Origin of the sequence: Pigmentiphaga kullae, assembly GCF_004216695.1 — a bacterium.
Classification (GTDB): domain Bacteria; phylum Pseudomonadota; class Gammaproteobacteria; order Burkholderiales; family Burkholderiaceae_B; genus Pigmentiphaga; species Pigmentiphaga kullae.
Genome location: NZ_SGXC01000001.1, coordinates 439,125 through 461,426 on the forward strand (window position 1 = coordinate 439,125; position 22,302 = coordinate 461,426).

A 22,302-nucleotide genomic window follows, 5' to 3' on the forward strand; every position below is an offset into this window, starting at 1 on the left:
CCGCCCTATTCCTTCTTCCCGGGCTCCTTGCGGGCCGCCCGAGGGTGCGCCTTGTCGTACACCTTGGCCAGGTGCTGGAAATCCAGCCGGGTATAGATCTGGGTGGTCGAGATGCTGGCGTGGCCCAGCATTTCCTGCACCGCGCGCAGGTCCTCGGCCGATTGCAGCACGTGGCTGGCGAAGCTGTGCCGCAGCACGTGCGGATGCACGTGGGTAGGCACGCCCGCGGCCTGGCCTCTCCTGGCCAACTGCGCCTGGACCACGCGGGCCGAGATGCGGCGGCCGCGCAGCCCGACGAACAGCGCGTGGGCATCGCCGCCCGCGGCCAGGACGGGACGCGCGTCCAGCCAGGCGCGCAGGGCCTCGCAGGCCCGGCTGCCGACCGGCACGATGCGGCGCTTGCTGCCCTTGCCCAGCACGCTGACCTCGGCCTCGGCCAGGTCCAGCCAGCTGGACGATTCGTAGCCCGGTTCGCGCGCGTAGGCCGTGTCCAGGCCCACCAGTTCGGACAGGCGCAGGCCGCTGGAATAGAACAGCTCGAACATGGCGGTGTCGCGCAATTCGACGGCATGCCGCTGTTCGGCGTTCTGGCCGGTGACTTCGGCGGCGACGGGCGGGGTGTGGTCTAGCAGGGCCTGCGTCTGGTCCACCGACAAGGCCTTGGGCAGGCCGCGCGGCGCCTTGGGGCCGCGCACGCCCGCCGCCGGATTGCCGGGCATGCCCACGCGCGGCGCCCACCACTGGTAGAAGCCGCGCCAGCTGGCCAGCAGCCGGGCCAGGCTGCGCGGGCTCATGCCCTGCGCGTGCAGTTGCCCCAGGTAGCGGCGCACGTGCCCCTGCGACACGCGCTCCAGCGGCACGTCATCGGCCAGCTCGACCAGATGGGCGAGGTCCCGCCGGTAGGCGGCCAGGGTGTGGGGGGAATAGCGGCGGCCCGAACCCAGGTGTTCGAGCCATTCCAGCATGGGCCGGACCAGCGCCGGCCCCGTGGCCTCGGAACCGGAATGGGGATCGTCGGCCACGGTACGGGTCAGGCGCGCGGCGCCTCGGTCAACAGGCGCGACAGCGAGGCACTGGCCAATTCGCCGATACGCGTCAGGAAGGTGGTGCCCATCGAAGGCGTGAAACGCTCGGCGTCGGGCGATGCCAGCACCAGCAGCCCGAAGGCCTCGGGCGCGATGCCCACGCGCAGGGGGATCAGGGCCAGTGAACGCACTTCGCGCTCGAGCCAGGCGGAGGCCTCGAAGCCCGAGTTGGGGCCGCAGTACGGCGACATCAATCCATTGGCGAAGGTGCGGGCATCGGCCGAGACTTCGCCGCGCCAGGGGGCCTCGGCATCGCCCGGGGCGGTATCGGCCCAGATGCGCAGCGCCACGTCGGGCACGCTGAAGATCTCGCCCAGGCCGCCGGCGACGGCGGCGGGCAGCGCCTGCGGGTCGCGTTCCTTGAGCAGGCCTCGGCTCCACAGCAGCAGCCGGTCGGAGATGTGTTCGTTCTCGGAGGCGGCGCGCACCAGTTCCGACACCCGCAGCTCCATGCCACGCACGCGTTCGCGCAGCGCCAGCACCTGGCGCTCGGCCAGCGAGACGGCCTTGCCCTCGTGGGGATGGGGCACCTTCATGGTGGAGAACAGCTCCGCGTGCCGTTCGAAGAAATCGGTGTTGTCCTTGAGGTATTGCGCGACTTCGTTGGCGTCCATGTATGTTCCGGAATTCATTGTTGATATAAGGGCGCGCGAAGCGCGTAGGGGGTGGGTTCCCCTTTCTATCCCAGAAGGCGGTCGACGTCGACGGTGCCTTCGAACACGGTCACGGCCGGGCCGGTCATCAGCAGTTGCTCGCCGTCCCAGGCGATGGTCAGCACGCCACCGCGCGTCTGCACCCGCACCGGCGACTCCAGCAGCCCCCGGCGGATGCCCGCGGCCACCGCCGCGCAGGCGCCAGTGCCGCAGGCCAGCGTCTCGCCCGCGCCGCGCTCGTAGACGCGCAGCCGGATGTTGTGGCGATCGACCACCTGCATGAAACCGGCATTGACCCGGCGGGGAAAGCGCGGATGGCTCTCGACCCGCGGACCGACGGACGCCACCGGCGCGGCGTCGACGTCGTCGACCACCTGCACCGCGTGCGGATTGGAAATGCCCACGGCGGACACCCAGACGATGCGTTCGGCCTCGCCCGGCGCCGACACGTCCAGCGGCCAGACGTCGTCCGCGCCTTCGCGCCGGGGCGTCAGGCCCGCCGGATCGAACGGCACGGCGGCCGGATCGAAGCTGCTGCGGCCCATGTCGACGCTGACCTCGCCATCGTCCTGTTCGTTCAGCACGATGATGCCGGTGCAGATCTCGGCGCGCACGGGATTGCGGTCGGTCAGCCCCTGCTCGTGGACGAAGCGCACGAAGCAGCGGGCGCCGTTGCCGCAATGCTCGACCTCGCCGCCGTCGGCGTTGAAGATGCGGTAGCGGAAGTCGGCGTCGGAGCGCGTGGGCCGCTCGACCAGCAGGATCTGGTCGGCGCCGATCCCGAACTGCCGGTGGGCGAGCTTGCGCGCCCGCTCGGGGGTGAGCCGGATATCTTGGCGCACGCCGTCCAGGACGACGAAATCATTGCCCGCGCCATGCATTTTGGTGAAGTGCCAGGTCATGCCGGAATTATAGTCCGCGCCAGGCACCGCGCGCCGCCCGGGGCGGAGCTTGGTATTCTGGCGATTGGCCGGTCTACTGGAACTTGCAATGGCTCGTATCGTCCCCGACGGTTGGCGGGAAATCAACGCCACCGGCGCCGCCCGCCGGGAAATCGAAACCCTGGCCACGCTCGAACGCGGCCTGCCCGATTCCTACACCGTCTACCACGCCGTCCACTGGACCAACGTCGAGCACGGCTTCTCGGTCTATGGCGACATCGACTTCGCCATCGTCAACGCCGCCGGCGACCTGCTGCTGATCGAGCAGGTCAGCGGGTTCCTGGAGGAAACCGCCGACGGGCTCTGCAAGAAATACCCCAGCCACAGCACCAACGTGCCGATACAGATCGCCCGCCAGCTGGCGGTGCTGCGCGGCCGGCTGGCCCGGCGCCCGCACCTGGACGCCATCCGCGTCGAATACCTGCTGTACTGCCCGGACTACTCGGTGCGCCACCCGGAAACCGCCGGGCTGTCGTCCGAACGCATCGTCGATGCCGCCGAACGCGACCGCCTGTGCGCGGTCATCCAGCTCGCGCTGCCGCAGGCGCCCGCCACCCAGGCCGCGCCGGCCGTGCGCCGCTTCCTGGACGACATCATCCAGCTCGAACCCGACGCCAACGCCCTGGTGGGGCAGGCGCGGGCGCTGGTCACCCGCATTTCGGGCGGCCTGGCGCACTGGGCGCGGCGGTTGGAGTTCGAGCCGTTCCGGCTCAGGGTGATCGGCACCGCCGGTTCGGGCAAGACCCAGCTCGCCCACGCCGAATTCCGCGCCGCCATCGACGCCGGCCGCCGGCCGCTGTACGTTTGTTTCAACCGGCCGCTGGCGGACCACTTCAACGGCATCGCCCCCGAAGGCGGCCTGGCGTGCACCTTCCACACCCTGTGCGACAAGGTGCTGCACGCCGCCGGACAGCCGGTGGACTTCTCGGGCCCCGACGCCTTCACCACCCTGGTGGCGCGCGCCGCGCGCGAAGCCGTGCCCGAGCACCTGCGCTTCGACACCATCATCATCGACGAAGGCCAGGACTTCTCCGACGAATGGCGCGACCAGATCCTGCGCCACGCGCGCGAGCACGCGCGCATGGTCTGGCTGGAAGACCCGATGCAGAACCTGTACGGCAAGCCGGCCGTGCACCTGCCGGACTGGGTCACGCTGCGCGCGCAAAGCAACTACCGCAGCCCGCGCAGCATCGTGAAGCTGCTGGACCGCCTGTTGCCCGACGACCAGCACATCGAGCCGCGCGGCCCCATCGCCGCCGGCGGGCTGGGCGTGCTGGTCTACGACAACGAGGCGGAACTGCTGGCGCACACCAAGAAAGCCATCTCGCAGTGCCTGGCCGCCGGCTTCAAGCGCGCCGACATCGCGGTGGTCAGCTTCCGCGGCCGCGAAAGCTCGGCCGTGCTGGGCCAGACCCAGCTGGGCCCGCATGCCATGCGCACCTTCACGGGCCGCTACGACCTGTTCGGCAAGCCCGAATTCTCGGAAGGCGAGGTGCTGATGGAGTCGGTCTACCGCTTCAAGGGCCAGGCCGCGCCGGCCGTCGTCTTCACCGAGGTCGACTTCGACCACCTGGACGAACGGACGGCACGCAAGCTCTTCGTGGGCGCCACGCGCGCCATGCTGCGTCTGGAACTGGTGGTGTCGCGGCATGCGATGGAACATGGCCTGGGCGCGATACTCGAAAGCGCGTCCTAGGCGCGGGACGGCCGCGCCGGCATCAGTCCACCGTCGCGCCCGACTCCCGCACCACCGCGCCCAGCTTGGCGATCTCGCTGCGGATGAAGCGCCCGAACTCCTCCGGCGTATCGCCCACCGGCTGCATGACCTGGGCCAGCAGCCTGGCCTTGACCTCCTTGTCGCGCAGGGCAAGGGCGATCTTGCGGGACAAGATCTCGACGATGGGCTGCGGTGTTTCCGCCGGCGCGACCAGCCCCAGCCAGCCGACGAACTCGTAGCCCGGCAGCGTTTCGGCCACGGTGGGAACATCCGGCATCGATTCGAAACGCCTGGCGCTGGTAACGGCCAGGGCCCGCAGCTTGCCTGATTCCACATGCGGCATGACCACGGGAATGCTCTCGAAGTCGACGCCGACCTGGCCGGCCAGCAGGGCGGCCACGGCGGGGGCGCTGCCGCGATAGGGAACGTGCGTCATGCGGGTGCCCGCCAGGCTGTTGAACAGCTCGCCGGCGATGTGCATGGAGGTGCCGTTGCCCGCCGAACCGCGGTTCACCTTGTCCGGATGCTGGCGGACATAGGCCAGGAACTCCGTCATGTTGGAAACCGGGACGGTGGCGGGATTGATGGCCAGCACGAGCGGATAGGTGACGGCCAGGGAGATCGGCGTGAAGTCTTTCACCGCGTCGTAGCCGAGCTTGCGGTACAGCGTCGGGTTGATGCCGTGCGTGCTGACCGTGCCCATCAGCAGCGTATAGCCGTCGGGCTCGGCCCGCGCCACGGTTTCGGCGGCGATCACACCGCCACCTCCGCCGCGGTTCTCGACGATGAAGGGCACGCCCATGCTTTGCGACAGCTTGTCACCCAGCAGCCGCGCGACCAGGTCGGTGGGCCCGCCGGGCGCGGCGCCGACGACGATGCGCACGGGTTTGGAGGGATAGCCGTTCTGGGCCGCCGCCGGTCCGGCAAGCAGGGCGGCCGACATGAACACGATCAGGCGCGGCAGGGCATGCATGGGTGTCTCCTCGTTGTCGGAATGGCGGTGCCCGCTTCCTAGGGCGCGACCACGCGGCCGTGGGTGATGTGGCGGTTGAAGATCCACCCGTCGTAGCGCTTGCGCGTGTCGTTCAGCGCGGAATGCGCCAGGTGCCAGTCCAGCGCGGCCTGATCCTTCCATTCCTCGAACAGGAAGACCCGGTCGTCCATCGGTGCCGACGGCGTGACGATCTTGAATTGCAGGCAGCCCGCCTCCTTGAGCGAATTGGCGGCGTGCGTCCGCATGACCGCCAGGAATTCCTCGCGGTGCTCGGGCTTGATGGAGAACTCGACGATCAGCGATATGGCTTGCATGGTGTCTTTCCGTTTCATGGGTTTGAAAGAAGGGTCCGGCAGCGATCGACGGCGATGCGTACCACTTCGTCCGGATCGCGCTCCCACCAATCGGTGGAGAAGATCTCGACTTCGTACGGGCCGGCGTAGCCGCTGCGCGCCAGGCAGGCCAGCAGCCCCGCCAGGTCGGCGGCGCCGTCGCCCATCATGGCGCGGTCGTTGACCGGATGGCGGGTGGGCACGCGCCAGTCGCACAGCTGCACGGTGGCGATGTGGGGCAGACAATGCGGCGCGAGGCTGTCGTACAGGTCGGGATCCCACCACGTGTGGAAGACGTCGAGCACGACGCCACAACCCGGGCCGGCCTCCTGGCACAGGCGCAGCGCCTGCGCCAGCGTGTTCACGCAGCCCCGCTCGGCCGCATGCATGGGGTGGAAGGGCTCGATGCCCAGCTTCACGCCCGCCTGGGCCGCCAGTGGCGCGGCCTCGCGCAGCAGGTCCCGCACTTCCATGCGCGCCCGCGCCAGGCCGGCCGCCGCGCCGCCCCCACAGACGAACACCACGGCCCCCGCGCCGATCTCGGCCGCCTCGTCGATGGCCTGGCGGCAATCGGCCAGCGCGGCGCCCGGCCCGCGTTCGCGCAGCAGCGCCAGGTCGCCCGCCTTGCACAGCGACGGCACCCAGGCATCCGCGTCCCGCAGCAGCCGGCGGGCCCGCGCCACACCGCATTCGGCCAGCTTGTCGCGCCACACACCCACGCCACGCACGCCGTGGCGCGCGTAGCCGGCAATCGCCTGTTCCAGCGACCAGGTGGGCGTGGTGATCTGGTTGATGGCCAGCCGCTCCCGCATCATGCGCGTCTCCCGCCGGTCCGGTGCGCCATCACCGCGACCGCAGGGCGTCGATGTTGCGCACCTCGGCCACCTTGCGCACATATTCCTCGGGCGGAGCCTGGTACAGCAGCTTGCGGCTGACGTGCACGCCGGTCATCTCTTTCATGGCCACGACCATTTCCGTCGCCTTGACCAGCAGCCGGTAGCAGTCCAGCAGCGGCACGCCGTCGACCTCGAAGATGCCGCGCTGGGCCAGCAGCGTGGACGACGGCCCGGCGGGGATCACCACTTCGGCACCGCGCTCGATGGACTTGCGCGAGGCGGCCAGGATCTGCTCCACGCAATCGTCGCCGGCGCGGGTATCGGTGAACACGGCATCGAAGCCGCGGATATTCGAGAACTCGATGTACTCGACCGAGGCCAGCCGGTCGCGCAGCCCATAGCCGATGGGGATCTCGCGATAGCGCGGCACCATCTTCTCGTTGGGCACCACCAGGCCGAAGCGCTCGCCCATGGTGCAGGCATGGAAGCAGCAGACCTCCATGAAGGACACCACGGGGATGTCGAGGATCTCGCGCAGTTCGACCAGCGCGGGGTCCAGCGAGTTGGCCAGCACGAACGCGTCGTAGCCGCCCTGCTGGCGGATGGCCAGCGCGTTGTCGATGATCTCGCGCACATCGTAGTTCCAGAACAGGCGGAACTGGTCGCCCAGGGCGCCCTGCTGGGTGCCGCGCACTTCCACCCGGGTCCCCGGCAGCGCGGCGCCGTCGCACAGCGCCTGGGTGGCACGCAGGAAATTCGCCATGCCGGTCTCGGACGAGACGAGCTGATACCAGATACGCATTACAGCCTCCTTGGTTGGGCGGACACGGCAGCGCCGTGCCCATGCAAAAGGTGTTGCGCGGCCTCCAGCCGCAGGTCGGTTCCCAGTTCGCGGCTCAGGTCGCGCACCTTCTCGAGCAGTTGCAGGCCCTCGCCGTTGCGCGCCAGCCTGGGCAGGCCGTCGGGCCCTTCTCCCTCGGCCCACAAGGTGAGCGGCTGCATCGTGAACGCGGGCGGGCCGTCGCGCCGACAGGTCAGGCGGACGAACAAGGCTTCCCAGGCCGAGCGCTTGCGGTAGAAGCCGGCGTTCTCGCGCCGGGCGCGGTAGACGTCGGCCAGCGGTTCGTCGCGCATCGCGTAGGCTTCGAAGAAATCGGCGGGCTGCCTGGGAAACAGATAGGGCTGGAACACGAAGGCGCCGATGCCATGGAAAATGGGCCGGCCGCGATGCAACTGCACGCCCCGCACGCCGTGCGCGCCGTGGCCGATGACGGCATCGGCCCCCGCGTCGATGGCGCGGCGGGCCATCTCCACCGCGAAGTCCGGCGGCGCGTCGGGCCGGCTGTCGTATTCGTGCGTGTGCATGCTCAGCAGCACCCAGTCGGCGTCGCGGCGCGCCGCACGGACCGCCGCCTCGATGTCGGCGGCATCGTCCGGCGCGGCCCAGGACTCCACGCCGAAATCCTCGCCCCTTACGAAGCGTGCGCCCAACAGCGACAGCGCCGGGCCGCGTTCGTCGTCGTAGGCGCGCGCCAGCGGATGTTCGCGATGCTTGCCCGCGGGCAGGCGTTCCAGGATGCGTTCGAGCGCCGCATAGGCCTCGGCATCGACGCGGTAGCGCGTGCCGAAGCGCAGCGGCGCGACGCCCGGCCGGCCCGGGGTGTCGTCGCGCGAGCGCCCCGCCCGCGCGTGATCGAGATGGCTGGACGAGACGGCCAGCACGGCCACGCGGCCGCCCGGCGTGTCGACCACGGCGGGGCGCAAGGCCTGCGCCAGATCGGGGCCGGTGCCGGCATGGGGAATACCCAGGTCGCCAAGCGCGGCCTCGGTCTGGCGCAGGCCGTCGGCACCGTAGTCGCCGGCATGATTGTTGGCCGTGGACGCCACGTTGACGCCCAGCCAGGCCACGTCTCCGGCCAGTTCCGCGGGCGCGCCCGCCCACGCGCCGGGCGCCTGGGCCGCGGCCGCCGTCGGACGGCTCAGCAACTGGACTTCGAGATTGGCGAAGCGCACGTCGCACGCGCGCAGGGCCCGCACCGCCGCGGCGAAGCCCGGATCCGTCTCGCCACGCAGCGGCTTGCCGATGTAGAGGTCGCCCACGGCGCCTATCGTGACCGCCCGCGCCCCGGATGCCGGCTCGTTGGAAGACATGACGTCACTCGGCCTGGATGTTGGCGGCCTTCACGACCTTGGCAACGCGCGCGCGCTCGCGGCCGATGAAGTCGGCGAACTGCTGGCGCGTGCCGGGCGACGGCGTCGCGCCCAGGTCCACCAGCCGCTGCTTCACCGCCGCCTCGTCGACCACCTCGCGCAGTACCGCGTTCAGCTTGTCCAGCACCGCCGGCGGCGTGGACGCGGGCGCGGCCAGTCCGTACCACACCGATTCCTCGTAGCCGGGCACGCCCGACTCGGCCGCGGTCGGCACGTCGGGCAGCAGGTCCATGCGGCTGGCGCGCGCGATCGCCAGCGCGCGCAGCTTGCCGCCCTTGATGTGCGCCATGGATTCGACCGTGTTCAGCGGCATGAACGAGATGCGTCCGCCCAGCATGTCGGACAGCGCGGGCGCGGCGCCCTTATAGGGCACGTGCAGGACTTCGATGCCCGCCGCCTGCTTCAGCGACTCGCCCGCCAGGTGGGCCGAGCTGCCGATGCCCGGCGACGCGTAGGTCAGTTCCCCGGGCTTGGCGCGGGCCCGGGCCAGCAGATCGCCCAGCGTCTTGAACGGCGAGGCCGCCGGCACCGCCACCACCAGCGGCGCGGAGGCGATCATGCCCACCGGCGCGAAGTCGCGCTGGCCGTCGAACGGCAGGTCGGCGAACAGGCTGTTGTTGGTGGCGATGGAATTGGCCACCAGCAGCAGGGTGTAGCCGTCGGCCGCCGCGCGCGCCACGGCCTGCATGCCGATGTTGGAACTGCCGCCGGGCTTGTTCTCGACGATGAAGGGCTGCCCCAGCTTCTCCGCCATGCGCTGCCCCACCAGCCGCGCGACCGCGTCGGTCGCGCCTCCCGGCGCATAGGGCACGACGATGGTGACCGGATGCGTCGGCCACGCCCCGGCCGCCGCGTGCGCGGATGCCGCCAGCGTCCAGGCGGCCAGGCCCGCCAGGAAATGTCGAACCATGTTTGTCTCCCGCATTTATTAAACCAACGTTTGAATTATTAGTGGCGATTATAGGCTGTCGTCGACCCCTCGCCACCGGGGTTAACCCTGGCATCGATCGATCGAAAAGCATGCGCCCGCCACGGCGAACGCGCCACAAGGAGAGGTACGCCGGAGGCGCGGGGAAAGCGCGGGAAGGGAGACGGCGCGGGACCGCGCCGTGAGGCTAGTCGGCCAGCAGACCGGCCAGGAAGAAGCGCACCATCCGGTCGACCATGTCGTCGGGCCGGTGGTGGACGTGCGGCAGCGGCGCGGACGCGAAGGCCGCCGGGGGCCGTTCCATGCGTTCCCAGCCGCCCATCGCGTAGATGATGCCGCCCACCATCAGGTTGTAGCGCCAGATCACTTCCTCCAGCGGCAGCCTGGGCAGGAAGTGCTTGAGCGCCAGGATGAAGCGGCTGCGCACGGGTTCGTAGTAGGTCTGCAGGAATTCGTTCTCGCCCGGCATGGCGAAGGCGCGCGACAGGAACTGCATGACCACCAGCGCCGAGTTGCTGCTGCGGGCGTTGATCGCCGCGGTCAGCTTCATCGGTGGCTCGACGAAGGCCCGCACCACCGCTTCCAGCGTGGGAGCGCCGCTGGCCAGCGCCGTATCCAGCAGCGCCAGCCGTTCATCGTTCAGGGGCACGACGCGGCGCCGGAACATTTCCTCGAACAGCTGGGACTTGCCGCCGAAGTGGTAGGTGATGGCGGCCAGGTTGACCCCGGCCGCGTCGCTGATGGCGCGCACCGACAAGGCTTCGAACCCTTCCGCCGCGCAGATGCGCTCGGCCACGTCGAGGATGGTGGTGCGCGTTTCTTCTCCGGCCGCGTTCTGCGAGCCACGGGGCCGGACGCGCGTGGCGGGCGGGGCGGACACGGCGGAAGCGGATTTGCGGGTCATGGATGGAAGGCCGTAACGGAGAACGAGTCTGGATTGTACGTCGTAAGCGTTGACCGTCTTATTTTGCCTCGCCTATAATTTAAACAAACGTATGTATTTATGGAGAAGACAGTGCCTACCCCCATCCTGACCTGCGCCATCACGGGCGGGGACGACACGGCCGGGCGATTCCCGGCCGTCCCGGTCACGCCACGCCAGATCGCGGAATCGGCCATCGAAGCCTGCCGCGCGGGCGCCGCCATCGCCCATATCCACGTGCGCGACCCGGCCACCGGCAAGCCGTCGCTGGACCGCGCGCTGTACCGGGAAGTGGTGGAGCGCGTGCGCGACAGCGTCTCGCCCGTCATCCTGAACCTGACCACCGGCGCCGGCGCGCGCTTCCTGCCCGATGCGTCCGCGCCGAACACCGCGGCGGCGGGCTCCAACCTGCGCCCGCCGGCCGAGCGCTGCGCCCACATCCTGGAACTGCGGCCGGAGATCTGCACGCTGGACATGGGGTCGCTGAACTTCGGCAAAGGGGCGCTGATCAACGTGCCCGACCACATCGAGGCCATCGCCGCCGTGATCCGCGAGGCCGGCTCCAAAACCGAACTGGAGATCTTCGACACCGGCCACATCGCGCTGGCGCGGCATCTGATCGAGCGCGGCGTGATCGAGCCCGAACCGCTGTGGCAACTGGTGCTGGGCGTGCCGTGGGGAGCACCCGCCAACAGCGAGACCATGATGCACCTGCGCGGCCAGTTGCCGGCGGGCGCGCGTTGGGCGGCGTTCGGCATCGGCCGCCAGGAATTCCCCATGCTGGCCCAGGCCGCGCTGCTGGGCGGCCACGTGCGCGTGGGCCTGGAGGACAACCTGTACCTGTCGCAAGGCGTGCAGGCCCGCAGCAACGCGGAACTGGTCGGGCGCGCGGTGGAGATTCTGCATGCGCTCGACATGGAACCCGCCACGCCCGACCAGGCGCGGCGCATGATCGGACTGCCGCCGCGATGACCCCGGAAGAACCATTGCGCATCGCGCTGGCGCAGCTGCGGCCGGGCCCGGACCTGGACCGCAACCTGGACAAACTGGCGGCCTTGGCCGTGCAGGCGCGCCGCCAGGGCGCGCAGTGGCTGCTGCTGCCCGAGTACGCCGCCATGCTGCACGGCAGCCGGCAGGCCATGCGAGCCGCGGCCGACCGCGCCGGCGACGTCGAAGCCGCCGTGCGCGGCCTCGCGCGGGACCTGGGCATGTGGGTGCTGCTGGGCTCGCTGGTGACGCCCGACGGACCGCGCCGCATGTTCAACCGCAGCCTGCTGTTCGACGCCGACGGCCGCGTGGCCGCCCGCTACGACAAGCTTCACCTGTTCGACGCCACGCTGCCCGACGGCCGGACGATACGCGAATCGTCCGCCTATACCGCGGGCGACGAAGCCGTCGCGGTCGATACCCCCTGGGGGCGCGTGGGACTTTCCATCTGCTACGACCTGCGCTTTCCCGGGCTGTATCGCGCGCTGGCACTGGCCGGCGCGCAGATCCTGGTGGTCCCCGCCGCCTTCGCCCGCGCCACCGGCGCCGCCCACTGGCATGCGTTGCTGCGCGCCCGCGCCATCGAGAACGGCGCCTTCGTGCTGGCACCCGCCACCTGCGGCGACAGCCCCGGCGGCCGGGCCAGCTACGGCCACAGCCTGGCGCTGGACCCCTGGGGCGACACGCTGGGCGAACTGGGCGACGAGCCCGGCTGCCTGGTCGTTCCGCTGGACCTGGCCGCCGTGGCCCGGGTCCGCGCGGAGCTGCCCGGCCTGTCCCACGAACGCACGTTCAGCGTGCGGCTGGCCGGCCCTTCCCTACTTGTTCCCTCCGACGGAATGCCTCATGACACAACCGCATGAACAGCGCTCGCCCGCCAGGACGAGCCAGCCCTCGAACCTTCGCTCGCGCTACGTCGACGCGGCCGCCATGGCCTGGCATCCGACCGACTTCCCCGGCATAGACATGAAGATCCTTTACGCCGACGCCGACAGCGGCATGTCGACCATCCTGTTCCGGATGGCGCCCGGCTCGGTCGTGCCCCTGCACGAACACACGGCGCTGGAGCAGACCTACATCCTGTCCGGACGCCTGGTGGACGACGAGGGCGAGGTCGGCCCGGGGGGATTCGTCTGGCGGCCGGGCGGCAACATCCACATCGCCCGCGCACCGGAAGGCGCGACTTTCCTGTCGGTCTTCATGAAGCCCAACCGCTTCTTCGGCGGGGCGAAGTTCTTCACCGACTGAAGCGCGCGTCATGCCGCGGGCGGGGTCTCGCCGCGCGGCGCCTTGTAGCGGTTATAGCCCCACAGGTACTGCTCGGGACAACGCCGGATCATGGCCTCCATGCCGGCGTTGACCCAGGCGGCCTGGTCCTCCGCGGTCTCGGGCACCGGGCCGGGCAGCCGCACGAAATGGACCTTCCAGCCCTGTGCGCCGGGCAGGCGCTCGCCCGCCGCCAGCACCACGGCGGCGCCCGTCTGCGCCGCCAGCCGGCCGGGCAGCACCATGCTGAACGCGGGCTTGCCGAAGAACGGCGCCCACACACCTTCGCCGTTGCCGGGCACCTGGTCCGGCAGGATGCCGATCGCCTCGCCGCGGCGCAGGGCCCGCACCAGTTGGCGCACCCCCTGCAGGTTGGCGGGCGCGGTATCCAGGTTCGGCCCGCGCCGGCCGCCTTCGACCAGTTGCGACACCCAGGCCTTGCGCGGCGGCCGGTAGAGCACCGTGATGGGGCCGCCCCGGTGCGCGTAGTAGCGCGCCGCGACTTCGAAGCAGCCCAGGTGCGGCGTCAGGAACAGAATGCCCTTGCCCTCGTCCAGCGCACCCTGCACGGCGTCCCAGTCGTCGGTGCGGCACTCGGCCAGCGCCCGGTCGGGCCGGAACCAGACGCGCGGGATCTCCAGCGCGCCCTCGCCCGCGGCGGCGGCCGAGCGGCGCGCGAAATCCTCGCCTTCATAGCCGCCCAGGGCGGCGTTGGCGCGCAGGCGCGCGGCATAGTCGGCGGAACCGCGATACACCAGCAGTCCCAGACAGCGCCCCAGGCGGTGCAGCCAGCCCAGCGGCAGCCGCGCGAGCAAACGATAGAAAGTCAGCAGCATCGAACGATCCGAACCTCGAATGACAAGCCCCGCCGCCACGTTGCCGGCAAGGGGGGTGGGCTCCATCGGGATTTTCCCCTAAAATGGAAGAGATCGCCGAGTTAACAGACAACTTGCGGGGCGATCGCGGCGCCGGCCCGTCCGGTGCGCGCATAAATGCCGCTAAAGCGTCGCTGCTCGCCACAGGTCCAAGACCCAGCAACGTGCAACACGCCGCGGAACCGATAGCCGGCGTGCGCGCCGGTCAGCTTTCAAAGGACTATCGAGTGGCCAATTCCTACCTCTTCACTTCGGAATCCGTCTCCGAAGGACACCCCGACAAAGTCGCCGACCAGGTCTCGGACGCCATCCTGGACGCCATCCTCGCGCAGGACCCGACCTCGCGCGTGGCCGCGGAAACGCTGTGCAACACCGGCCTGGTCGTGCTGGCGGGCGAGATCACCACGCGCGCCAACGTCGACTACATCCAGGTCGCGCGCGACACCATCAAGCGCATCGGCTACGACAACACCGACTACGGCATCGACTACAAGGGCTGCGCGGTGCTGGTCGCCTACGACAAGCAGTCGCCCGACATCGCCCAGGGCGTGGACCGCGCCTCGGACGACTACCTGAATCAGGGCGCCGGCGACCAGGGCCTGATGTTCGGCTACGCGTGCAGCGAAACGCCCGACCTGATGCCCGCGCCGATCTGGTATGCGCACCGCCTGGTGCAGCGCCAGAGCGAGCTGCGCAAGGACGGCCGCCTGCCGTGGCTGCGCCCCGACGCCAAGTCGCAGGTCACCTTCCGCTACGTCGACGGCAAGCCGGTCGAGGTCGACACCGTGGTGCTGTCCACGCAGCACTCGCCCGACGTCAGCCAGGAGACCATCCGCGAGGCCGTCATCGAGGAAATCATCAAGAAGACCTTCGCCGACGGCCTGATCACCGACAAGACGCGCTACCTGGTCAACCCGACCGGCCGCTTCGTCATCGGCGGCCCGCAGGGCGACTGCGGCCTGACCGGGCGCAAGATCATCGTCGACACCTATGGCGGCGCGTGCCCGCACGGCGGCGGCGCCTTCTCGGGCAAGGATCCGTCCAAGGTCGACCGCTCGGCCGCCTATGCCGCCCGCTACGTGGCCAAGAACATCGTCGCCGCCGGCCTGGCCACGCGCGCGCAGATCCAGGTCAGCTACGCCATCGGCGTGGCCGAGCCCATCAACATCACGGTCGACACCTACGGCACCGGCGTCATCCCCGACGACCAGATCGCCAAGCTGGTGCGCGAGCACTTCGACCTGCGTCCGAAGGGCATCGTCAACATGCTGGACCTGCTGCGCCCGATCTACCAGAAGTCGGCCGCCTACGGCCACTTCGGCCGCTCGGAGCCGGAGTTCAGCTGGGAAGCCACCGACAAGGCGGCGGCGCTGCGGTCCGCTCGGTAACGCCCCGCTACCCGCCGAAGTCGCCGTAGACTTCGCGCGGGTTGCGAACCAGGATCCGCTCGAGCACCGGGCGGTCCTCCACCCACTCGGCCAGCAGGTCGAACAGATCGCCGTCGTTGGGCATACCCCTGCCCTGCATGTTCGTGTGCGGCCAGTCGCTGCCCCACAGCAGGCGCTCGGGCGCATGGCGCACCAGCGCGCGTACCAAGGGCGTGACCTCCGAATAGGGGTAGTCCTGCGCCGTGCAACGCATGGGGCCGGAAATCTTCACCCACACGCGCCCGGTATCCAGCAGTTCCAGCAGCCGCCGGAAGGCCGGCTGGTCCGACCCGCCCGCGGCGGGAATGCAGGCGAAATGGTCCAGCACGATGCGGTTGGGCAGGCGCAGCAGCGCATCGGCATGCTCGACCAGGTCGGTGCCGTGCGGATAGAACTGCACGTGCCAGCCGAACTCCGCGATCAGCTCGGGAATGCGCGGCGACGACAATCGGGGCAAGGCGCCGCGGTGGCCATGGCTGACGAAGCGGGCGCCGCGCACGCCCAGCGCGTCGAGTTCGGCCACCCGCGCGCGATCCACGTCGTCGGGCAGCAGCGCCACGCCGCGAAAGCGATCCGGGAAGCGCTCCAGCACCTCGGCCAGGTGGTCCGGATTCTGGCCGTAACCGGCGCCGCTGACCACCACCGCGCCGGACAATCCCAAGGTGTCCTGCAAGGCGATGTTGGTCTCGGGCAGCGCGTCCGCCGAGCGGTACTTGCTGCCCGGGTGGAACGGATAGCGGCTGGCGGGCCCGAACAAGTGGACGTGGCAATCGATGGCGCCCGCCGGCGCCGCCAGCCGGGGCTTGCGCGGATGCGGATCGGGCGGCGGCGTCAGCGGGAGCCCGTCCTGGCCGGGCATGGGGTTCTCCATCAGTTCGCCGTGATGCGGGCACGCCGCACCACGTCCTTCCATTGCCGGATCTCGGCCGAGATCATGGCGGCGAAATCCTCGGGCGTGCTGGTCCTGGGCTCCACGCCTGCCGCCTGCAACTGGCTGTTCCAGGCGGGATCCTTGCCGATCTCGGCCATCGTCCGGTGCAGCGCGTCGATCACCTCGCGCGGCGTGCCCGCGGGCGCCAGCACGCCCAGCCACAGGATGCCTTCGTAGCCTGGCACGCCGGACTCGGCGATGGTCGGCACGTCGGGCAGCAGCGCCGAGCGCTTCGCGCTGGCGATGGCCAGCGGCTTGATCCGCCCGCTGGCGAAATGGGGCTGCGAGGTGGTGACCGTGTCCATCTTGACCGCGATCTGGCCGCCCAGCAGGTCGTTGAGCGCCGGCGCCGCCCCCTTGTACGGCACGTGCACGACCTGGATGCCGAGCCGCTGCAGCAGGAGTTCCGTCGTGACGTGGGGCAGCGTGCCGTTGCCCGCCGATCCGTAGGTCAGCTTGCCCGGGTTCTTGCGGGCGAAATCGACGAAGCCCTTGAAGTCATCGAAGGGCTGGTTGCCGCTGGCCACCAGCAGCTCGGGGATCTGCGCGACGAGTCCGATGGGCGCGAAGTCCTTTTCCGTATCGAAGGACAGGCGCGGCGTGATCGCCGGATTGATGGTGTGGTTGGGCGTGGTGAACAGCAGCGTGTAGCCGTCGGGCGCCGCGCGCGCGACGCGCTGGGTGGAGATCACGCCGCCGGCGCCGGGTACGTTCTCGACCACGAACTGGGCATCGAGCCGCCGGCCGAGCTGCGCGGCCAGCATGCGCGCCACGGCGTCCACCGATCCGCCGGCCGAGAACGGCACCACCAGCGTGACCGGCCGGGACGGGTAGCGGGCAGCCTGCGCCGGAGCGGCCAGCGCCACGCCGGCGGCGAGGCAGGCGGCGGCATGCAGCCACGCGCGACGGACAGGGTATGGGCACGGCATCGGATCTCGCCTCCTGGTTTGCGGGACGCTGAGCTTAGTGGCGGTGGCCGACCCGCCTCAAATGATTGTTTTGCACCAGTCCATGAATTCCTTGCATGCCGCCCCGCTCGTGATAATGATGTCGCTGTGCCGTTTTCCCCCACGAGGCATCCATGCAAATCGATTTCCTCGGCATGCAGGCCTTTCTCTGCATCGTCGAGCAAGGTGGCTTCCTGCCGGCCGCCACCCACCTGAACCTGTCCCAGACGGCGGTCAGCCACCGCCTGCGCAAGCTGGAGGACAGCCTGGGCATGAAGCTGCTGACGCGCACCACGCGCGCGATCACGCTGACCGATGCCGGCCGCGCCCTGCTGCCGCGCGTGCGCAAGGCCATGCAGGAGCTGGAGCTGTCCTACGACACCGTACGCCAGCACGCGGGCAGCGCGCCGCGCTGGCTGGTGTTCGGCTGCCTGCCGACCCTGGCGACCACACAGTTGTCGCCGGCGCTGCTGCGCTTCGCGGCGCAGCACCCGGACATCTCGGTACGCGTGCTGGACGACTCCATCGGCGAAATCGCCGAGCACGTGCACAACGGCACCGCGGCCTTCGGCGTGTCGCTGGCCAGTTCGAACCGGTTCGGCCTGGACATGGACGTATTCGCCGAAGAACCGTTCGTGCTGGCCTGCCCGCCCCGCCACCGCCTGGCGCGGGCCAGGGTAGTGGATTGGGAACGCCTGCGCGGCGAACCCCTGATCCGCATCAGCCTTCCCGCCGGCAACGCGGCCACCATCGACGACGCGCTGGGCGATCGCCGCCTGCAGTTCCGCTGGGCCTACGAGGCCCAGCACACGTCGATCGCGCTGGACTTCGTCGCCAACGGGCTGGGGCTGACCGTGGTGCCGGCGCTGTCGGCCACCAAGGCGCCCGGCGTGGTCACGCGGCCGCTGGCCGGTCCCGCGGTGGCGCGCCATCTGGCCGTGGTCACGCGCCGCGGCGCCGTGCTCGCTCCGGCCGCGCAGGCCATGCGCGACCTGCTGGTGGTCCAAATCCGGGACCGCCTGGCGGCCGTCCATGAACGGCGCGCATGAATCCGCCAAACAATTCATTTGTCCACGCCTCCCCGGGTGCCTAGACTGGCGGCGAATCGACGGTCCTCCCGCATGCCCCGGCGCGGGCCCGGACCGCGCCACGAGGAGACCGCCATGTTCCACCGCGCCGCGCGGCCGATTGCCGCCGCGCTGATGTTCGCCGCCATCACCCCGCTCCACGCGCAGGATGACCGCTACCCCGAGCAACCCATACGCGTAATCGTGCCCTTCGGCGTCGGCGGGCTGGCCGACATTTCCCTGCGCCTGGTCACGCAGCGCCTGTCCGAACGCCTGGGCCAGCAGGTCGTGGTCGAGAACAAGCCCGGAGCGGGCGGCGTGGTGGCCACCAACGCCGTGCTGGGCGCGCCGCGCGACGGCTATACGCTCGCGGTATTCGCCAACGGCACGGCGATCAGCAAGACACTCTTCAAGCTGCCCTACGATCCCGTCGCCGATTTCGCACCCATCTCCACCGTCGCCTACTTCGACCTGGTGCTGCTGACCAACGCCAAGGGCAAGCTGCAATCCCTGCCCGCGCTGCTGGCCGAGGGCAGGAAACGCCAACTGGTGCTGGGCACCATCAACCCGGGCAGCACGCAGAACCTGTCGGCCGAGCTGTTCAAGTCCATGGCCGGCATCGACGCCATGGTCGTGCCCTTCAAGAGCACGCCCGAGGTACTGACCGCCCTGCTGCGCGGCGACGTCGACGTGATGTTCGAGTCGTATGCCGCGCTCAAGGGCGCCATCACGTCGGGCCAGGCAACGCCGATCGCGGCCACCGGCAGCCACCGCTCGAGCTGGCTGCCCAAGGTGCCCACCGTGGCCGAGAGCGGCGTGCCCGGCTACGAGGTCGCCGGCTGGAACGCCCTGTTCGCCCCGGCCGGCACGCCGCCCCGCAGGCTGGACCGTCTGAACGCCGCGCTGAACAAAGTGCTGCGCGAACCCGCCATCCGCCAGCGCCTCGAGGAACTCGGCACGCAGGCTCAAGGCAGCACGCGCGAGGAACTGGCGGACGTGTTCAGGCGCGACATCGCCAAGTGGGCGGACGTCATCCGCAAGGCGGGCATTCCCATGCAACAGAACTAGCAGGAGCATTTCGTGACTTTCGCGACTTCCCCGGCCGACGCGGTGCTGGTCGATGCCCACGTCCACGTCTTCACGCGCGACATGCCGCTCGTGCCCAATCCGCGCCACAGTCCGGACTACAGCTTCACGGTCGAGCAGTTGCTCGGCACCATGGACCGGCATGGCGTGCACTACGCCGTGATCGCCGCCGCCAGTCCCTGGGGGGACTACAACGACTACGTCATCGAGTCCTTGGGCAAGTCGGCGCGGCTGCGCGGTACGGTCATCGTACAACCCTCTATCGAAAGACAGGTGCTGGAGCCCATGCATGCGGCGGGCATACGTGGCGTACGCCTGCCTTTCATCAGCCTGGACCGCCTGCCCGACCTGGACTCCTGGGATTACCGCAAATTCCTGCGCCGCCTGGTCGATCTGGACTGGCACGTACACGTCCATATCGAAGGACCGCGCCTGCCTGAAGTGCTGCCTGCGTTGCAGCGCTCGGGCGTCAAGATCGTCATCGACCACATCGGGCGGCCGGATCCGGTCGCCGGCGTCGATAGCGAAGGCTTCCAGGCCATGCTGCGCGCGGTCGAGAAAGGGCGGACCTGGGTCAAGCTGTCGGGCGCCTACAGGTTGGGCGCCAACGCCCGCGAGTGCGCACAGGCACTGTGCCGCGAAGCGGGCCACGAGCGCCTGATGTGGGCCAGCGACTGCCCCTTCGTCGGCGCCGAATCCACCATGAGCTACCCGGCGGCTGTCGAGTGGCTGGTCGACACCATTGCCGATCCCGTCATCCGGCGCCGCATATTCGGCGATACCGCGCTGCGGTTCTATTTCTCCTGACCCGGCATCCGGTCCGTCAGTTCTTCGAGAGATTCAGCACGCCAGGGTGGAACAGCTCTTCCGGGGCCACGCGGCGTGGCGAGAGCCCTTGCTCGTGATGATAGCGGGTGAAAGTCTCGAGGACGTGCCGGTTCGGTTCGAGTCCGTAGCTCCAGAAATCGTCCCCCATCAACTCGCGCGAGGCATGGTACTCGGCCACGCCCCACGGCAGCGAGGCATAGAGATGCCCGATCTGGGCAAGCTCTTCCATGGCCAGGCGCTTGGCCTGGACGAACGCTTTGTAGACGCTGACCGGCAGCCAGGGGTGCTTGTCCACCAGCGCGCGGCGGATACCCACCACGTGCATGATGGGAAACAGGCGCGTGCGGGAGAAATAATCCCGCTCGACCGAGCGGAAATCGGGAAACATCAAGCCCACGCCAGGCACTCCGCGCTGGAAGCAGGACGGCGCCTTGGCGCTGAACACCGCATCGAGCTCGCCCGACTCCAGCAGACCCGACAAAGTCTCGTCGTTGCCGATCTGGCGCACGTCGATGTCGGGCGGCAGATCGATCGGCGCGCGCTCTTCGCGGCCAGGCTGCTCCACCCCGCCCCGCCGCCAATGCACGTCGCGCGGATGAAGCCCGAACTCGTCCTGCAACATGCCCCGGATCCAGACGTTGGCGGTGATCTGGTATTCGGGCACGCCGATTTTCCGGCCCTTGAGCGCCGCGGGACTGTCAATTCCCCGATCGGTCCGGATGTAGATGCCGGAATGGCGGAATACACGCGAGACGAACGCAGGAATGGCGACGTAGTCGGTTTGCCCGCGCGCCGTCATGACCGTATGGCTGCTCAGGGAAAGTTCGGAAATATCGAACTCTTGGCCGTTGAAGGCGCGATGGAAGATCTCTTCGGGATGCAGGGCGAGCGGTACGAGCGCGCATCCTTCGATGGCAACCCGGCCATCGAACAATGCGCGCGTGCGGTCGTAGTCGCAGCAGCCTAGGCTGAGCTGCAAGGTGGACATGTGGTCTCCTCGGTTTCGGAACCCAGTGGGGAAAAGACCGGGCCGCCCCGGCCCGGTCGCTGATGGCGGCAACAGGGGCTGGTCACTCGGGCTGGATATTCGCATCCTTGGCGACGCGCGCGTACTTCTCGTAATCCGAGCGCACCAGCTTCATCATCTCCTCGGGATTCATCACGAGCATGTCCAGCCCCGCGTCCCTCAGCCGCTTCTGCACGTCCGGCATCGCAGCCACGCGGCGCATGTCTTCCTCTATCTTCTTGAGCACGGGAGCCGGCGTGCCGCGAGGCGCCATCAGTCCATAGTAATTGTCCAGCGAAAAGTCCTTCAGTTCGGGAATGCCCGACTCGCGTATCGTCGGCACGCCGGCGGCCGACTCGCTGCGCTCGGCGGAAAACAGCGCCAGCGCGTTCAGCCTGCCGTTCTTGGTGAAGGCGATGGCGGCCGGGGCCGAGACCGCCGCCGCGTGGACATGGTCTGCGAGCACGTCGGCGACGGCGGGCGTGCAGCCACGATACGGAACATGCAGCGCCTTGATGTTCATCTCGTGCTTGTACATTTCCAGGCCGAAATGATGGGGACTGGCGACATTGCAACTGGCGATCTCGTACTTGCCGGGATTGGCCTTCAGCAGTGCCGTGAACGCTTTCATGTTCCGGACCGGCAGGGAAGGGTTGATCACCAGCATCATCGGCGACGAAGTCAGTAGCCCCAACGGCGCGAAGTCCTTGGTGAAATCGAACGCCAGATTGGGATAGACGACCTGATTGATGATGTGCGTATTGGTCGCGAGCAGCAAGGTGTAGCCGTCCGCCGGCGAACGCAGCACCGCTTCGGCGCCGATCGAGCCGCCCGCCCCCGGGCGGTTCTCGACCACCACGCCCTGCTTCCAAAGTTCCGCCAATTTCTCGGAGAACACACGGGCCGTGACATCGGCCGCGCCTCCGGGTGTGAACGTCACCACGATCTTGACGGGACGATTGGGATAGGTCTGCGCGCTGGCCAGGCAGGGCAGGAGCGACGCGGCCAGGGCCGTATAGAAAAAGCGAAAGACGCGGTTCATGATGTCTGAATCCCCAAAAGGCTGTGTTAAAGAAAATCTTCACAAATCTCTTTTTTGAGACCGAACGTGCCAAAAAAACGCCCCATGTCGGCGCAACCCTGACGACGCCATAGGCACAGCGATTCCAATGTGGTGCATCTGCGAGGGACCAGCCGGAGCGTCATCCCCCGAGGGTTATCCAAGCAAGTTGCGGGCCATCTATCCGCCCGCGCGACCGCGCC

The 22,302-nt window shown here is 69.2% G+C and carries 23 protein-coding genes; 8 read left to right on the forward strand and 15 right to left on the reverse strand.

The features are described from left to right. Window positions 1-5: 5 nt before the first annotated feature. The 3 genes from xerC to dapF form a co-directional block, all read right to left on the reverse strand. A complete protein-coding gene (xerC, locus tag EV675_RS02155; RefSeq protein WP_130357871.1) occupies window positions 6-965 on the reverse strand; it encodes a tyrosine recombinase XerC in 960 nt (319 codons plus the stop codon). Window positions 966-1,030: 65 nt separating this feature from the next. Then, window positions 1,031-1,699, reverse strand: a complete 669-nt coding sequence (locus EV675_RS02160) for a DUF484 family protein (protein ID WP_242621305.1) — start codon at window positions 1,697-1,699, stop codon at window positions 1,031-1,033. Window positions 1,700-1,764: 65 nt separating this feature from the next. Then, entirely contained in the window at window positions 1,765-2,640 is an 876-nt protein-coding gene (gene dapF, locus EV675_RS02165) for a diaminopimelate epimerase (RefSeq protein ID WP_130355783.1), read from the reverse strand. A gap of 88 nt (window positions 2,641-2,728) precedes the next feature. Between dapF and EV675_RS02170 the strand changes: the two genes are divergently transcribed. Beyond that, on the forward strand, window positions 2,729-4,375 hold the full coding sequence (locus EV675_RS02170) for a DEAD/DEAH box helicase (RefSeq protein ID WP_130355784.1): 1,647 nt from the start codon (window positions 2,729-2,731) through the stop codon (window positions 4,373-4,375). A gap of 22 nt (window positions 4,376-4,397) precedes the next feature. Here EV675_RS02170 and EV675_RS02175 read toward each other — a convergent pair whose 3' ends face one another. From EV675_RS02175 to EV675_RS02205, 7 genes are all read right to left on the reverse strand, one after another. Next, window positions 4,398-5,369, reverse strand: a complete 972-nt coding sequence (locus EV675_RS02175; RefSeq protein ID WP_130355785.1) for a Bug family tripartite tricarboxylate transporter substrate binding protein — start codon at window positions 5,367-5,369, stop codon at window positions 4,398-4,400. Window positions 5,370-5,407: 38 nt separating this feature from the next. Further along, on the reverse strand, window positions 5,408-5,704 hold the full coding sequence (locus EV675_RS02180) for a putative quinol monooxygenase (RefSeq protein ID WP_165404389.1): 297 nt from the start codon (window positions 5,702-5,704) through the stop codon (window positions 5,408-5,410). Between the two features lie 14 nt (window positions 5,705-5,718). Next, a complete protein-coding gene (locus EV675_RS02185; RefSeq protein ID WP_130355787.1) occupies window positions 5,719-6,537 on the reverse strand; it encodes a sugar phosphate isomerase/epimerase family protein in 819 nt (272 codons plus the stop codon). A gap of 28 nt (window positions 6,538-6,565) precedes the next feature. After that, entirely contained in the window at window positions 6,566-7,360 is a 795-nt protein-coding gene (locus tag EV675_RS02190; RefSeq protein ID WP_130355788.1) for an aspartate/glutamate racemase family protein, read from the reverse strand. Further along, on the reverse strand, window positions 7,360-8,709 hold the full coding sequence (locus EV675_RS02195) for a CapA family protein (RefSeq protein ID WP_130355789.1): 1,350 nt from the start codon (window positions 8,707-8,709) through the stop codon (window positions 7,360-7,362). The genes EV675_RS02190 and EV675_RS02195 overlap by 1 nt, the downstream gene beginning before the upstream one ends. 4 nt (window positions 8,710-8,713) lie before the next feature. Further along, the gene (locus EV675_RS02200; RefSeq protein WP_130355790.1) at window positions 8,714-9,679 is read right to left on the reverse strand and encodes a tripartite tricarboxylate transporter substrate binding protein; all 966 of its coding nucleotides are present in this window, start codon (window positions 9,677-9,679) and stop codon (window positions 8,714-8,716) included. A 205-nt stretch (window positions 9,680-9,884) separates the two neighbouring features. Beyond that, the gene (locus tag EV675_RS02205; RefSeq protein WP_130355791.1) at window positions 9,885-10,601 is read right to left on the reverse strand and encodes a TetR/AcrR family transcriptional regulator; all 717 of its coding nucleotides are present in this window, start codon (window positions 10,599-10,601) and stop codon (window positions 9,885-9,887) included. A gap of 111 nt (window positions 10,602-10,712) precedes the next feature. On the opposite strand from EV675_RS02205, the gene EV675_RS02210 reads away from it, so the two are divergent. Genes EV675_RS02210 through EV675_RS02220 form a run of 3 tightly spaced genes read left to right on the forward strand, consistent with a single transcriptional unit; the run spans window position 10,713 to window position 12,854 of the window. Beyond that, entirely contained in the window at window positions 10,713-11,591 is an 879-nt protein-coding gene (locus EV675_RS02210; RefSeq protein WP_423213206.1) for a beta-keto acid cleavage family enzyme, read from the forward strand. Beyond that, window positions 11,588-12,469, forward strand: a complete 882-nt coding sequence (locus tag EV675_RS02215; protein ID WP_130355793.1) for a carbon-nitrogen hydrolase family protein — start codon at window positions 11,588-11,590, stop codon at window positions 12,467-12,469. The genes EV675_RS02210 and EV675_RS02215 overlap by 4 nt, the downstream gene beginning before the upstream one ends. Next, window positions 12,453-12,854 (forward strand): cupin domain-containing protein, encoded by a 402-nt coding sequence (locus EV675_RS02220; protein ID WP_130355794.1) that lies wholly within the window; start codon window positions 12,453-12,455, stop codon window positions 12,852-12,854. The genes EV675_RS02215 and EV675_RS02220 overlap by 17 nt, the downstream gene beginning before the upstream one ends. Window positions 12,855-12,862: 8 nt before the next feature. Here EV675_RS02220 and EV675_RS02225 read toward each other — a convergent pair whose 3' ends face one another. Next, entirely contained in the window at window positions 12,863-13,708 is an 846-nt protein-coding gene (locus EV675_RS02225) for a lysophospholipid acyltransferase family protein (RefSeq protein ID WP_130357872.1), read from the reverse strand. 266 nt (window positions 13,709-13,974) lie between these two features. On the opposite strand from EV675_RS02225, the gene metK reads away from it, so the two are divergent. Further along, a complete protein-coding gene (metK, locus tag EV675_RS02230) occupies window positions 13,975-15,135 on the forward strand; it encodes a methionine adenosyltransferase (RefSeq protein WP_130355795.1) in 1,161 nt (386 codons plus the stop codon). A gap of 7 nt (window positions 15,136-15,142) precedes the next feature. Here the strand turns inward: metK and EV675_RS02235 are convergent, their stop codons facing one another. After that, complete coding sequence (locus EV675_RS02235; RefSeq protein WP_242621306.1) at window positions 15,143-16,087, reverse strand: amidohydrolase family protein; 945 nt, start codon at window positions 16,085-16,087, stop codon at window positions 15,143-15,145. Beyond that, the gene (locus EV675_RS02240) at window positions 16,045-17,034 is read right to left on the reverse strand and encodes a Bug family tripartite tricarboxylate transporter substrate binding protein (protein WP_130355796.1); all 990 of its coding nucleotides are present in this window, start codon (window positions 17,032-17,034) and stop codon (window positions 16,045-16,047) included. The genes EV675_RS02235 and EV675_RS02240 overlap by 43 nt, the downstream gene beginning before the upstream one ends. Before the next feature lie 152 nt (window positions 17,035-17,186). Between EV675_RS02240 and EV675_RS02245 the strand changes: the two genes are divergently transcribed. The 3 genes from EV675_RS02245 to EV675_RS02255 all read left to right on the forward strand — a co-directional run bounded on the left by EV675_RS02245 (window position 17,187) and on the right by EV675_RS02255 (window position 20,012). Then, on the forward strand, window positions 17,187-18,101 hold the full coding sequence (locus EV675_RS02245; RefSeq protein WP_130355797.1) for a LysR family transcriptional regulator: 915 nt from the start codon (window positions 17,187-17,189) through the stop codon (window positions 18,099-18,101). A 114-nt stretch (window positions 18,102-18,215) separates the two neighbouring features. Then, window positions 18,216-19,187: a Bug family tripartite tricarboxylate transporter substrate binding protein gene (locus tag EV675_RS02250; protein ID WP_165404390.1), complete on the forward strand. Its 972-nt coding sequence runs from the start codon at window positions 18,216-18,218 to the stop codon at window positions 19,185-19,187. 12 nt (window positions 19,188-19,199) lie between these two features. Beyond that, window positions 19,200-20,012 (forward strand): amidohydrolase family protein, encoded by an 813-nt coding sequence (locus EV675_RS02255; protein ID WP_242621307.1) that lies wholly within the window; start codon window positions 19,200-19,202, stop codon window positions 20,010-20,012. 16 nt (window positions 20,013-20,028) lie between these two features. Here the strand turns inward: EV675_RS02255 and EV675_RS02260 are convergent, their stop codons facing one another. Both EV675_RS02260 and EV675_RS02265 read right to left on the reverse strand, forming a co-directional pair. Further along, window positions 20,029-21,021, reverse strand: a complete 993-nt coding sequence (locus tag EV675_RS02260; RefSeq protein WP_130355799.1) for a substrate-binding domain-containing protein — start codon at window positions 21,019-21,021, stop codon at window positions 20,029-20,031. Between the two features lie 82 nt (window positions 21,022-21,103). Beyond that, the gene (locus tag EV675_RS02265; protein ID WP_130355800.1) at window positions 21,104-22,081 is read right to left on the reverse strand and encodes a Bug family tripartite tricarboxylate transporter substrate binding protein; all 978 of its coding nucleotides are present in this window, start codon (window positions 22,079-22,081) and stop codon (window positions 21,104-21,106) included. Window positions 22,082-22,302: the final 221 nt, after the last annotated feature.

Excerpts from the sequence above, each read along its gene's own strand:
- xerC (WP_130357871.1), bottom strand. The coding sequence starts at position 965 with ATGCTGGAATGGCTCGAACACCTGGGTTCGGGCCGCCGCTATTCCCCC.
- EV675_RS02160 (WP_242621305.1), bottom strand. The coding sequence starts at position 1,699 with ATGGACGCCAACGAAGTCGCGCAATACCTCAAGGACAACACCGATTTC.
- dapF (WP_130355783.1), bottom strand. The coding sequence starts at position 2,640 with ATGACCTGGCACTTCACCAAAATGCATGGCGCGGGCAATGATTTCGTC.
- EV675_RS02170 (WP_130355784.1), top strand. The coding sequence starts at position 2,729 with ATGGCTCGTATCGTCCCCGACGGTTGGCGGGAAATCAACGCCACCGGC.
- EV675_RS02175 (WP_130355785.1), bottom strand. The coding sequence starts at position 5,369 with ATGCATGCCCTGCCGCGCCTGATCGTGTTCATGTCGGCCGCCCTGCTT.
- EV675_RS02180 (WP_165404389.1), bottom strand. The coding sequence starts at position 5,704 with ATGCAAGCCATATCGCTGATCGTCGAGTTCTCCATCAAGCCCGAGCAC.
- EV675_RS02185 (WP_130355787.1), bottom strand. The coding sequence starts at position 6,537 with ATGATGCGGGAGCGGCTGGCCATCAACCAGATCACCACGCCCACCTGG.
- EV675_RS02190 (WP_130355788.1), bottom strand. The coding sequence starts at position 7,360 with ATGCGTATCTGGTATCAGCTCGTCTCGTCCGAGACCGGCATGGCGAAT.
- EV675_RS02195 (WP_130355789.1), bottom strand. The coding sequence starts at position 8,709 with ATGTCTTCCAACGAGCCGGCATCCGGGGCGCGGGCGGTCACGATAGGC.
- EV675_RS02200 (WP_130355790.1), bottom strand. The coding sequence starts at position 9,679 with ATGGTTCGACATTTCCTGGCGGGCCTGGCCGCCTGGACGCTGGCGGCA.
- EV675_RS02205 (WP_130355791.1), bottom strand. The coding sequence starts at position 10,601 with ATGACCCGCAAATCCGCTTCCGCCGTGTCCGCCCCGCCCGCCACGCGC.
- EV675_RS02215 (WP_130355793.1), top strand. The coding sequence starts at position 11,588 with ATGACCCCGGAAGAACCATTGCGCATCGCGCTGGCGCAGCTGCGGCCG.
- EV675_RS02220 (WP_130355794.1), top strand. The coding sequence starts at position 12,453 with ATGACACAACCGCATGAACAGCGCTCGCCCGCCAGGACGAGCCAGCCC.
- EV675_RS02225 (WP_130357872.1), bottom strand. The coding sequence starts at position 13,708 with ATGCTGCTGACTTTCTATCGTTTGCTCGCGCGGCTGCCGCTGGGCTGG.
- EV675_RS02235 (WP_242621306.1), bottom strand. The coding sequence starts at position 16,087 with ATGGAAGGACGTGGTGCGGCGTGCCCGCATCACGGCGAACTGATGGAG.
- EV675_RS02240 (WP_130355796.1), bottom strand. The coding sequence starts at position 17,034 with ATGCCGTGCCCATACCCTGTCCGTCGCGCGTGGCTGCATGCCGCCGCC.
- EV675_RS02245 (WP_130355797.1), top strand. The coding sequence starts at position 17,187 with ATGCAAATCGATTTCCTCGGCATGCAGGCCTTTCTCTGCATCGTCGAG.
- EV675_RS02250 (WP_165404390.1), top strand. The coding sequence starts at position 18,216 with ATGTTCCACCGCGCCGCGCGGCCGATTGCCGCCGCGCTGATGTTCGCC.
- EV675_RS02260 (WP_130355799.1), bottom strand. The coding sequence starts at position 21,021 with ATGTCCACCTTGCAGCTCAGCCTAGGCTGCTGCGACTACGACCGCACG.
- EV675_RS02265 (WP_130355800.1), bottom strand. The coding sequence starts at position 22,081 with ATGAACCGCGTCTTTCGCTTTTTCTATACGGCCCTGGCCGCGTCGCTC.